The sequence below is a fragment of the Alishewanella longhuensis genome (genome assembly GCF_014653435.1).
Lineage (GTDB): Bacteria > Pseudomonadota > Gammaproteobacteria > Enterobacterales > Alteromonadaceae > Alishewanella > Alishewanella longhuensis.
Map to the genome: position 1 here is coordinate 14,444 of NZ_BNAO01000007.1, position 11,975 is coordinate 26,418.

Here is an 11,975-nt window from a genome sequence, read left to right on the forward strand (position 1 = left end):
TATGCCCGCAGTTTGTTACAACACTAACGGCTATGGTTAGGGAAATAAATTCTGATGTTGTGGAGCTCTAATGCCTGCGGTTAACTCAGTACTGACATTGCGCCAGCGTGAGCTGGCCAAAGCCCGCCGGGTATTTAACGCTCGCGGCAGCAAGGTGATACGCTGCGAACACTGCTTGCTACCCGCAGACGCCTGTATTTGTGCCGCCAAACCGCAGGCTGCCGGCAACAGTGCTTTTTGTTTTATTATGTATACCGGTGAGTGTTATAAACCGAGCAATACTGGCCGACTCATTTGCGATGTGATAAGCGATAACCATGCCTTTGTCTGGGATCGTACCCAACCAGATCCCGCTTTATTGGCGTTACTCACTGACTGTCGCTATGCGCCAATATTGGTTTTTCCGCAGCAGTACGCCGCGCCAGAGCGTTGCTTGCAAGATGCAACCCAGTTAAGTCAGGCCACTGCCGGCAAAATACCGCTATTTGTCATGCTGGATGGCACCTGGCGCGAAGCAAAAAAAATGTTCCGTAGCCCCTATCTTGTCACACTACCGGTGCTGGGTATTCAACCCGAGCAAGCCAGTGATTATTTGTTACGCGAAGCCGCGCATTTGCATCAGCTTTGTACTGCTGAGGTGGCAATTGCTGTGCTGGAGCTGGCGCAAGAACCAGCTGCTACAAAGGCTTTAGCTGAATATTTTAAAGTGTTTCGTCAGGCATATTTAAAGGGTAAACCGCACTTGGCAGAGCCTAAGGGGTAAACCAGCGCTGCTGCCAGGCCGCTACAGGTAAAGGTTTATCAATAAAATAGCCTTGCGCCCACAGGCCCTCTCGTTGGCAAAAAGCATTTTGCTCCGCCGTCTCCACACCTTCAGCAACCAAGCGTAGGCCCAATTGTCGGGCTACTGAGATAATGGTAGTCACCATTGCAACGTCATTAGCATGCAGCGGAATACCTTTGATAAAGCTTTGGTCAATTTTTAACTCTTGCACTGGCAAGTTTCGAATGTAGGATAAAGATGAATAACCTGTGCCAAAGTCATCAATAGCAAATTGCACCCCCAAGGCCGCCAAGGTTTGCATTTTTGTAATACTGGCATCGATATCCTCAACTAAAATCCCTTCGGTCACTTCCAGCACTAAAGCTGTCGCGTCAAGCTGATACAAGTCTAAAAGATGAGTAATATCCGACACAAAATCCGCATGACGCACATGCCTTGGGCTGATGTTCACGGACAAAGTAAGCTTTCGGCCTTGCTGTTGCCAGTTGGCTAATAATTGGCAGGATTGCTGTAACACCCAATTATCCAATGCAATAATTAAATCTGAGCGCTCAGCAACAGGAATAAATAACCCTGGCGAAATTAAACCCTCATTGGGATGTTGCCACCGAACCAGCGCTTCAGCGCCCGCAAGCTGCCCTTGCTCATCCAGCTGACTTTGCAGATATAACTGCAATTCGTTACGTTCTAATCCCAAACGCAATGCTTTTTCTGTTTGAAACATTACCAGCGCTTGCTTGCCGTCGACATCATTATAATAAGCTAGGTTATTGCCACCTTGCCGCTTGACAATATGCATGGCAGTTTCAGCACGTTGTAACAGCTCGTCGCCAACAACAAGATTGTTAGTAATGCTAATGCCCAGGCTACAAGAGACGACCAGGGCGTCATCCTGCACCAACAAAGGTTGCTTGCAGGCAAGCTGCACCTTTTCAGCAGTTTGCTGACACAGTGTGTTCAGCGCTATTTTGTCGGTTGCTATTAGCAAAATACAAAAGCTGTCTGCGCCAAGGTGGGCTAAAAAGTGTGAGTGAAGTTCGTTGAGGCGCTCGGCAAAACCTTGTATTACCTGGTTGCCATAGCTATAACCTCGGGCATCGTTAATAAACTTCATCCGATCAATGTTAACCATTAGCAGTCCCTGCATAGCATGCTGCTGCTGAGCAACGGCGATCTGTTCCAGCAATGCTAATCGATTGGGTAAGTGTGTTAAAACATCATAGTAAGCCAAGAAATGTAAGCGCTGTGCCAAGGCTTTTTCTTCAGTGATATCACGTTTTATGCCAACAAAGTGGGTAATTTTGCCCTGGCTATCACGTAATGGAGAGATGGTTTGCCGCTCAATATATTCGATACCACTTTTATTTTTATTGATAAACTCACCAGACCAGGCTTTACCTGCATTTAAGGCAGCCCACATCTCGGCAAAAGTAGTATTGGGGGTTTTAGCCGTACCGAAGATCCTCGGGTTTTGTCCTAATAGCTCAGAGCGCTGATATCCCGACAAGCTTATTAAAGCTGAGTTTACATAATTAATTGTTCCCGCTTTATCTGTAATTAAAATACCGTCCTGACTCTGCTCTATTACCGCAGACAATTTTAATAATTCCACCTCGTCTTGTTGTCGGCGCGTAACCATATTACTGATAGCATGGGTTAATTGACCTAACTCAGATAACGGCTCGACTGGCGTTATAACGAAGGTCTTACCCAGATGAACATTTTCAATCGCCTGCAATAACTGTTCGATAGGGCTGGCTATTTTTTGCTGCAGATACCACCACAACAATAAACCTGCGGTTGTTAAAAGTATTAATGCCAGTAACAGCTCTAGCCATCTGTGTTGCAGTGCCTGCTGCCAGTCATCTTTATGTTCAAATTCGAATAACAGTACCTGCCGCTGCGGCTTGCCTAGCTCTACAGCAGGCACTACCAGCGGGATATAAACAATGTACTTATTCGCGGATTCAACAAATTCTGATGCTAATAAGCCGCTTTGACTTGCCTTGGCTAGCAGCTCTTTATTTAAACCAGCTAACAGCTGTTGAGCAGGGGCGCCAATAAATTGTGGATGGTACGCATCTATCACCACAGCGTTTTCTGAAACGCGAACCACCCGCTTAATACGCCGATGGGCCTGTAGCTCAGCCTCAATTTCTTCAATAACATCATGCGCCTGCATTCTTATTGCCCGACTCATAGAGCCTTGCACCAAGCTACCGATACTCAATACCTCTTGTTGGCTGGCTTTATGACTTTGTTGGTGATGTTCTGCCAAAATGGCAAAGGTGGCAATGATCATTAACACGAAAGAAGATGATAATAAGATAAGCAGTAATCGCAGCCTTAAGCTAAAACGGTTAGTGCGGATTCTCTGCGCTATCATCAACGCACCTGATTACAGGCCGGCAGCTCAGCCGGCTGAGAGATTTGCTTGCTATTAAGCAGATAAGTATTCATCTGCGCAATGACCGTAGGCAGTTTTTCAATTAGAAACGCCTGGTTCTGCGCAGCATCAAAAAATTGCATACCCGATAAAGCAGAGGCTAATTCATCCGCATTCAATTCGGTACTTTCTTGCAAAAAAGCTAATTCGGCTGTAGAGAGGTTGTCAAAGGCTGCCACCCCCTCTCGCCATTGCTTGGCTATAAGACTTTTTAGTAATTCACGGTGCTGCGCCCAACTTACTTGCTGCACCACTAAGATATCGACAATCTCCCCCGTCAGCGCTTTGCTGTCAAATAGCACTTGCGCCCCCTGCTTTTTTAGCTGACTACTATAAGGCTCGTAGGTAATGACGACATCAACCTGCCCCTGTGTTAGCGCTTCAACATGATTTTTAGGTACTAACAATTGCATCGCTAGCTTTTCGCGGGGCCAATTTAGCTTTTCTACAGCGCGATGTAACATATAGCCACCTAAAGCGGTTTCTTCGTAACCAACTTTTAGTTGTTGCTTATCGGGGTCAAAGCCCGGCATGACCAAAGCAGCATCGGCGCCATTGGAAAAACTTAATGCGGCAGCCACACAGATAGCAATACCCGTATTACTTTGAAAGCTAACAGCTTCATCCAACGTCAGCATGGCAGCATCTAGCTTTTTTGCACCGAATAACCTTAACACCATAGTAGTTGACGGCATCATGGTGATTTTTACGGATTGCCCGGGTAACACTTCTAAGGTGCAATCTGGGCAGGCATTTCTGGCCTGGACTAAATAAAGTGGTTGATAGCCTAACCAGGTATTACCGGCAAGATTAAGTGCTTCATGTTGCTTGCTACAGGCTCCCAGAGTGAGCAGTACGGCTAACAGAAGAGGTTTTAACATAAGGCTCCAACGTTATGAGTGCGTTACTGAACTAAGCATGACGCCCTAGTTTTTATCTAACGAACTAGATTAACTTTAATGCATTTAATCATAGTGCTGCAACTTTGAACAAGTTAAATCAGTAAGTCTTAATATAGAGCAACTGGCTCTTTGCTACTTAAAGCTATGTTCAAACAAAGTTCATATAAGTGTATGCCATGTCAGATATTATGCTTGTTAAGTTACTTAAAATAATCATGCTGTTAGGCTTCAGCATTTTTCTATTTGGACATTACCTATGGCTCTTTGCCAATTTACCAGAAAAAATGGGCGTGACAGGGATTATTATCGTCGCCGCCTGCTGTGCACTGGGGCTTGCGCTATCACTGCCGACTAAGATCTATCTCACTATGCTTTTAATGCAATGGGAAGAAAATGCTAAGCAAAATCATCTCGGAAAATAATTAACACGCCTTTGCTTCAATATAGCGATCGATAAAAAAGGGCAGCCAATGGCTGCCCAAAATGTCAGTTACCTGACCACGTTGCGAAAGCGTATTCCGACATCTTAGAACTGGTTCATGGTGTTATGCGCACCACCGGCTTTTAACGCCGCTTCACCTGAGAAGTACTCTTTGTGATCATCACCAATATCTGAACCCGACATATTTTGGTGTTTTACACAAGCAATGCCCTGACGGATTTCTTTACGCTGTACGCCTTCGACATAACCCAGCATACCGGCGGCGCCAAAGTACTCTTTCGCCAGATTATCCGTAGATAATGCCGCAGTATGGTAAGTTGGCAGCGTGATCAGGTGATGGAAAATACCGGCTTCACGGGCAGCATCGGCCTGGAAGGTACGAATACGGTTGTCTGCTTCCAGCGCCAGCTCAGTAGCATCATACTCTGCGCTCATTAAACCGGCACGCACATAAGCTGATACATCTTTACCCGCGGCTTGCCAGGCATCAAACACTTGCTGACGGAAGTTTAGTGTCCAGTTAAACGATGGGCTATTGTTGTACACCAGCTTAGCGCCGGGAACCACTTCGCGAATACGGTCGACCATATCTTTAATTTGGCCGATATGCGGCTTCTCGGTTTCAATCCACAGTAAGTCGGCACCGTTTTGTAGCGAGGTAATACAATCCAGTACCACGCGATCCACACCTGAACCTTGTTTAAACTGGAATAAACCACTGGCTAACCGTTTTGGCTTTAACAGCTTACCGTTGGCTTTTACTACGACATCGCCGTTGGCAATATCATCGGCACTGGTAATGTAATCACCATCTAAGAAGCTGTTATACTTGTCGCCTAAATCACCCGGCTCGTTGGTTACCGCAATTTGCTTGGTTAGGCCCGCGCCCAGTGAGTCGGTTCGCGCCACAATAATACCGTCGTCCACGCCGAGCTCTAAAAAGGCATAACGCACGGCGTTAATTTTTGCCAGGAAATCGGCGTGTGGCACGGTAACCTTGCCATCCTGGTGACCACATTGCTTCTCGTCTGATACCTGGTTTTCAATTTGAATAGCGCAGGCACCGGCTTCAATCATCTTTTTCGCCAGTAAATAGGTGGCTTCTTCGTTACCAAAACCGGCATCAATATCAGCAATAATAGGTACTACATGCGTTTCAAAGTTATCAATTTTACTTTGTACTGCAGCAGCTTTAGCGCTATCGCCGGCAGCGTTAGCGGCATCTAATTCGTGAAATAAACCAGCAAGTTCACGCGCATCAGCTTGCTTTAAAAAGGTGTAAAGCTCAGCAATTAAGGCCGGTACCGCGGTTTTCTCATGCATAGATTGGTCTGGCAGTGGGCCAAACTCTGAGCGCAAGGCGGCAATCATCCAGCCTGACAGGTACAGGTATTTACGTTTGGTGGTACCAAAATGTTTTTTAATGGCGATCAGTTTTTGCTGGCCAACAAAACCATGCCAGCAACCTAACGACTGGGTGTATTGGCTGCTGTCAGCATCATAAGCTGCCATATCTTCACGCATAATTTTTGCAGTGTACTTAGCAATGTCCAAACCAGTATGAAAACGGTTTTGTAAACGCATCCGCGCGGCATACTCCGGGCTGATGGCATTCCAGCCTTGGTTGTTAGCACAAACGTTTTCTAACTCTTTAATATGATCATGATAAGCCGACATAGTGGTTTCCTCTTTGCTGTTAGCTGTAACCTCGTTGGTATACTTTCACTATAGTTAACAAAACAAAGATTCATAAAGCTGATTTTTATGATGCCCATCATTTTTTCAGTGAATGTACCAAGCGGCTATTGGGTAACAGCAAAGCTGGTGATATGATTCACTCAAACTATAAAGCGCTTCCAGAGTATTAAGCTGATGAATATTAACAAGATGGATTTGAACCTGCTGGTATATCTAGATGTACTGCTGCGGGAGAAGAATGTGACCCGGGCTGCCAACCAGCTCAACATTACCCAACCGGCGATGAGCAATGGCTTAAAACGGCTGCGAGATTTACTGAACGATCCTATCCTGGTTCGTACCTCAGACGGTATGGTACCAACAGAGCGGGCACGCGAGCTGGCACCGGTAGTACGCGGCGTTTTGCTAACTCTGGAGGAAACCTTACAACCCAACAAAGATTTTGAGCCATCACAAAGCCGCCGGGTATTTCGCATTATGGCCAGTGATTATGCGGCCTCGACCCTTATTCCGGCCTTACTGAAAAAACTGCGGGTACAAGCGCCTTATACCAGCTTAGATATTATGACGCCCTCTGATGTGACCTTTCATGATGTGGAAAATGGTAAGGTCGACATGGCGATTAACCGTTTTGATCAATTGCCACAATCGTTTCACCAAAAAACCGTATGGCGTGATAGTTTCTCCTGCCTAATCAACCGGCAAAATCCGGTATTACAACAGTTTAACTTAGATAGTTATTTAAAGGCCCAGCATATTTGGGTGAGTAAAACCGGCTTTGGTGTTGGCGTGGGTATGGATCCCAAAGATGTGCAAAAACTGGGCTGGGTCGATGAGGCCTTAGCCAAGTTAGGTAAGCAGCGCAATATCACGGTGTTTACCCGCAACTATCATGTCGCTATGCACCTGGCGGTAGGTATTGATCTTATTGCAACGCTGCCTAGCCGCGCAGCAAAGCTGTATGAAAACGATCCGGCCATGGCGATAATGGATCCGCCTTTTGCTATCCCATCGATAGAGCTAAAAATGATTTGGAGCCCTTTGCTACATCAGGATGCCAGCCATATCTGGTTTAGACGCTTAATTGTCGAAACCGCAGACGAGCTAAATTAGCAGCAGAACCAGGTCGCTACACAATGAAAAAAGGCGCTGGTTAGGCGCCTTGCACATCAGGTCTTTTACCTCATAACAATGAGAGTGTTACGTTAATCAAGCAGCTGATAAGCCGGTAGGGTCAGGAAGTCTACCAACTGATCTGCTGTAGTGATCTCTAACAGTAACGCTTGGGCACGGTCAAAATTTTGGCTTTGCCAAACTTCACTACCCACCTCTGCTAGCACCACCTTTGCTTCTTCCTCTAAAAAAGAAGCAAATAGGGTTTTAGTAATCAGCTTACCGTTACTTAAGCTCTTACCGTGTTTAATCCATTGCCAGATAGAGGTGCGGGAAATCTCTGCGGTAGCCGCATCTTCCATCAAGCCATAAATAGGCACACAACCTTTACCACTAATCCACGCTGCTAAATATTGTAAGGCCACCCGTATATTAGTACGCATGCCCGCCTCGGTGCGTTCGCCATCACATGGCGCTAAAAGCTCAGCGGCAGTAATGGGGGCATCTTCGGCTCTTGAGATATGCAGTTGATTGGGTTTATCCGTTAAGTACTGGGCAAAGACGCCATTAGCGGTGGCCGCTAAACCAGGGTGTGCTACCCAGGTGCCATCGTGCCCATTACGCGCTTCTAGCTCTTTATCGGCCGTTACCCGTTCTAAAATGGCGGCGTTAGCTGCCGGATCTTTGGCTGGAATAAAGGCCGCCATGCCGCCCATCGCTAAAGCGCCGCGTTTATGACAGGTTTTAACCAGTAAACGCGAATAGGCATTTAAGAAGGGTTTGTGCATGGTCACCACTTGCCGATCCGGTAAAATTCGGTCTGGGTGATTATTTAATGTTTTGATATAGCTAAAGATATAGTCCCAGCGCCCGCAGTTTAAGGCGGCGATATGATCCTTCATCATATACAGGATCTCATCCATCTCGAACGCTGCCGGCAGGGTTTCGATTAATACGGTGGCGCGAATAGTACCAATGGCTACGGCAAATTTTTGCTCGGTATGGCGGAAAATATCATCCCACCACTTTGCCTCTAGATGGCTTTGCAGTTTCGGCACATAGTAATAAACGCCGGTACCTTTTTGCATGCGGGTTTGATAATTATGGAAAAAATACAAAGCAAAATCGACTAAACCACCCGGCACTTGCTCGCCATCCAGTTCAATATGCTTTTCCCATAAATGTAAACCGCGCACCCTTGCTATTAATAAAGCGGGGTTATCATTAAGCGCGTAGTGCTTACCGCTTTGCGGATCGGTGTAGCTAATGGTGCCTAGGTTGGCATCACGTAAGTTAATTTGCCCTTCGATAACACCGTCCCAGCTGGGGGTTTGCGAGTCTTCAAAGTCAGCCATAAACACTTTTACATCAGCGTTTAAGGCATTAATTATCATCTTGCGATCAACAGGCCCGGTAATTTCTACCCGGCGGTCTTGTAAATCTTTAGGTAAAGCAGCTACTTGCCAATCGCCTTGCCGGATTGCTGCCGTCTGCGGTAAAAAATCCGGTAAAGCGCCGGCATCAAATTGTGCCTGACGGCTTTGCCGGGCTTGCAATAGATCTTTTAGTCGCGGACGAAAAGCCCTGACCAACTCGGCAATAAAATCAGCCGCCTCTACAGTTAGGATCTGCTGATAAGCGGGAGGCATAGCACCTTTAATGGTTAAGGCTCCACAGGTTGTCGCTGCTGTCATGATCGTGTCCTTGTACTATTTCAGATTGGCTACATTTTTTCGATTGGCTAACTATAAGCCGAATTATAGTATAAAGGCCATTAATGGAAGCAATGACTAGCATCACTATGAAAAATATCTCAATACCTATTAATAGGATTTAATTGGCACGAGTTATGCTTAACCTATTCCATCTTATCACTTGTCAATTTTTCGTCGGAGGTTAGCATGGAGTTTATCATGCTGTTATTAGTGCTACTGGTGGTGGTGATTGCCCTGGTCGCCAGTCGTTTTATTGACAACAGCAATCCGTTTCAAGTGCAACGTAAAGCGTCATTATTTAGTCCGGTAGAACGTTCTTTTTTGGGCTTGCTGGAAAAAGCGGTGCAAAATGAATACCGCATTATCAATCGCGTTAAATTAGCGGACGTCTTGGACGTTAGAGACAGCGTGTCCGAAAAAAATCGCCGTAGCACCTTATTAAAACTTAATGCTAAATACCTGGATTATGTATTATGCGATCCTGAAAGCATGAAAGTGGTGGCAATAGTCGATTTGGTTAATACTCATAACAAAGAGGGGCATAAAGCGGTGCCTGATTGGTTTGTTAGTGGCGCACTGGAAACCGCTGGACTCCCTTACCTGCGGATTGGTATTAAAGCTGGCTATACTGTTGCTGAATTACAAACGGCATTGGCCACTAAGCTTGGTAAACCGGCCCCTAAAGTGGAGCCGATGTACAAGGGATTAGTTAAAAAAGGCCCTACCCGGCCAATTCGCTCACTAAAACCAGCCATTGCTGCCAACACCCCGATCCCAGGCAAAATGATGGTGCCGGCCTTGTCACAGTCACAAATTAAAGCGCAGTCTACCGCGCTGATCCAAGTTTCTTAACGCATAGGGGAAATGAGTCACTCCGCGCTAAGATCGAATGCCGCCTGCTGCAACAGGCGGCATTCACCTTTCTGAAATTTAAAAAAACATGCTAAAGTTCTCTCAGCAACTGCCGATACCATGGTGACGTATTGCTGATAGGAGGAACCATGAGTCAATCCGTTGGCGCTTTAGCGTCTGCTCAGGCTTTTGAAGTCTTGGGCGCCGTAATGGCCAAGAAACAACAAGATCAGCAGGCAGCAATGGCCAATATGTTGGTACAGTCTGCCATGCAAGGTGTTGAACAAACGGCTGCAGCGCAGCCGGTGGGTAATATTGGCCAGAACATCAATGTAACAGTGTGATTACACTAGTCGTAGGAGGCCAGCCTTAGCTGGCCTTTTTTATCGCTTAAACCTTACTACCAGTTCGTGCAAGCCTGCTGCTATTTGTTGCAAGCGCTTGGTTGTTTCCGCTGATGCGGCAGCTTCCGTTAAACTGGCTTGTGATAAGTCAGCAATATTAACAACTTGTTGATTAACACTCTCAGCAACGTGCGCCTGCTCTTCTACCGCGGCAGCCATTTGTAACGACATTTGGGCGATGGCACTGACCGCCTCAGAGATACCACTTAACATCTCGGCGGTTTGTCTTACTTGCTGTAAACCATTTTCAGCGCCAGTACTACCGTTAGCTGCCACTTTAACCGCATTATCTGCGCGTAAACTTAACTCGTTAATAATGCCATGTATTTCTTTAGTGGAGTCTTGCGTACGCTTTGCTAAGTTTCGTACCTCATCGGCAACCACCGCAAAACCCCGACCTTGCTCGCCCGCTCTAGCTGCTTCTATTGCTGCGTTTAATGCCAATAAGTTGGTCTGATCGGCAATTTGCTCAATCATTTGTGCCACGGTAGCAATCTTCTGTGTTTGCTCAGACACCTCTGCTACTGAACTGCTAATTTCCTGTACTGTCTCTTTCAGGGCTTCTATCGATTTACGCGTGGTTCTGGCCGCGTCACGGCCCAAGGTTGCCAGCTCATTGGCACTTTCAGCCCGTGCTGCGGTTTCTTGTACATGGCCAGAGACCTCCGCAATGGTTGTGGTCATTTGATGCATAGCGGTTGCCGTTTGGTCAGTTTCTTGCTGCTGTAATAAAATTTTATTGCGCGCGGCATCGGCCTGCACTAAACCCAAATCAGCCTGTTGCGCCACACTTTTAGCCGCATCCTCAATTCGCGTTAGCACTGCCCCTAAGCGCGCTTCAGAGCTTAAAATACCGACTTTTAACTCACCTAATTCGGCTTGATCGTCGGTAAAGGTCATTACTGCCAGCTCGTGTTTAAAGGCGTTTTGTAGCAATGTGCTTAAGCTTTGCAGGGCACTTTTTCGCGCCATGGAACTTAACATTACATAGCCGGCAAACAGCAGCAATAGAAGAAGGGTGAATCCCATTTGCGGTAATAACCAATGCCCTAGACCTAACACTATAGCGGTAACCCCTAAATAAAGCGTTTCGGCATTAAAATGCCAATGCCGAGCTTTAAACTTGCCGGCATTAATGGTTTGATAGAGTTTTTCGGCGCGAGCAATATTCTGGCGGGTGGGACAAGAGCGCACAGATTCATAGCCTACCACTTTACCTTGTTCGGTGACTGGTGTTACATAGGCATCAACCCAGTAATAATCACCATTTTTAGCCCGATTTTTTACCAAGCCCATCCAAGGGCGGCCGGCTTTTAAGTGTTCCCACATGATTTTATAAGCCAACGGCGGCATATCTGGATGGCGCACGATATTATGTGGCTGACCAACAAGTTCTTCTTTGCTAAAACCACTGATAGCGACAAATTCATCGTTGCAATATTGAATAGTGCCTTTTAAATCTGTGGTAGAAATGAGCTTAACATGTTGCGGGAAGGTACGTTCTTTTTGGGTAACCGGCTGGTTAGTACGCATTTAAACCATGCTTCAAATAGTTATCAGTATTTTGAGCATAGCAAGCGGCCAAAAAAACTCCAGTTTCCTTGGCCACTGTCGATAAC

Annotated in this window: 10 protein-coding genes; 5 read left to right on the forward strand and 5 right to left on the reverse strand. The window is 46.3% G+C overall.

Features of this window, described 5'->3' with window-relative positions; genetic code table 11:
- Positions 1 to 70 precede the first annotated feature (70 nt).
- The gene (locus IE163_RS13165; protein WP_189433447.1) at positions 71 to 763 is read left to right on the forward strand and encodes a tRNA-uridine aminocarboxypropyltransferase; all 693 of its coding nucleotides are present in this window, start codon (positions 71 to 73) and stop codon (positions 761 to 763) included.
- On the opposite strand, the gene IE163_RS13170 is transcribed toward IE163_RS13165, so the two are convergent.
- Both IE163_RS13170 and IE163_RS13175 read right to left on the reverse strand, forming a co-directional pair.
- Complete coding sequence (locus tag IE163_RS13170) at positions 753 to 3,170, reverse strand: putative bifunctional diguanylate cyclase/phosphodiesterase (protein ID WP_189433448.1); 2,418 nt, start codon at positions 3,168 to 3,170, stop codon at positions 753 to 755. The genes IE163_RS13165 and IE163_RS13170 overlap by 11 nt on opposite strands.
- Positions 3,170 to 4,111 carry a type 2 periplasmic-binding domain-containing protein gene (locus IE163_RS13175; RefSeq protein WP_189433449.1) on the reverse strand — a complete coding sequence of 314 codons (942 nt, stop codon included), beginning with the start codon at positions 4,109 to 4,111 and terminating at the stop codon, positions 3,170 to 3,172. The genes IE163_RS13170 and IE163_RS13175 overlap by 1 nt, the downstream gene beginning before the upstream one ends.
- 197 nt (positions 4,112 to 4,308) lie before the next feature.
- Here IE163_RS13175 and IE163_RS13180 point away from each other — a divergent pair, with 197 nt between their 5' ends.
- The gene (locus tag IE163_RS13180) at positions 4,309 to 4,554 is read left to right on the forward strand and encodes a hypothetical protein (RefSeq protein ID WP_189433450.1); all 246 of its coding nucleotides are present in this window, start codon (positions 4,309 to 4,311) and stop codon (positions 4,552 to 4,554) included.
- A 104-nt stretch (positions 4,555 to 4,658) separates the two neighbouring features.
- Here the strand turns inward: IE163_RS13180 and IE163_RS13185 are convergent, their stop codons facing one another.
- Entirely contained in the window at positions 4,659 to 6,251 is a 1,593-nt protein-coding gene (locus IE163_RS13185) for an isocitrate lyase (protein WP_189433451.1), read from the reverse strand.
- Positions 6,252 to 6,446: 195 nt separating this feature from the next.
- Between IE163_RS13185 and IE163_RS13190 the strand changes: the two genes are divergently transcribed.
- Entirely contained in the window at positions 6,447 to 7,385 is a 939-nt protein-coding gene (locus IE163_RS13190) for a LysR family transcriptional regulator (RefSeq protein WP_189433452.1), read from the forward strand.
- A 92-nt stretch (positions 7,386 to 7,477) separates the two neighbouring features.
- Here IE163_RS13190 and aceB read toward each other — a convergent pair whose 3' ends face one another.
- The gene (gene aceB / locus IE163_RS13195) at positions 7,478 to 9,079 is read right to left on the reverse strand and encodes a malate synthase A (protein ID WP_189433453.1); all 1,602 of its coding nucleotides are present in this window, start codon (positions 9,077 to 9,079) and stop codon (positions 7,478 to 7,480) included.
- A gap of 207 nt (positions 9,080 to 9,286) precedes the next feature.
- Between aceB and IE163_RS13200 the strand changes: the two genes are divergently transcribed.
- Positions 9,287 to 9,952 carry a DUF2726 domain-containing protein gene (locus tag IE163_RS13200; RefSeq protein WP_189433454.1) on the forward strand — a complete coding sequence of 222 codons (666 nt, stop codon included), beginning with the start codon at positions 9,287 to 9,289 and terminating at the stop codon, positions 9,950 to 9,952.
- Positions 9,953 to 10,101: 149 nt separating this feature from the next.
- The gene (locus IE163_RS13205) at positions 10,102 to 10,296 is read left to right on the forward strand and encodes a hypothetical protein (protein ID WP_189433455.1); all 195 of its coding nucleotides are present in this window, start codon (positions 10,102 to 10,104) and stop codon (positions 10,294 to 10,296) included.
- A gap of 39 nt (positions 10,297 to 10,335) precedes the next feature.
- Here the strand turns inward: IE163_RS13205 and IE163_RS13210 are convergent, their stop codons facing one another.
- Positions 10,336 to 11,889 carry a methyl-accepting chemotaxis protein gene (locus IE163_RS13210; RefSeq protein WP_189433456.1) on the reverse strand — a complete coding sequence of 518 codons (1,554 nt, stop codon included), beginning with the start codon at positions 11,887 to 11,889 and terminating at the stop codon, positions 10,336 to 10,338.
- Between the last annotated feature and the right edge of the window lie 86 nt (positions 11,890 to 11,975).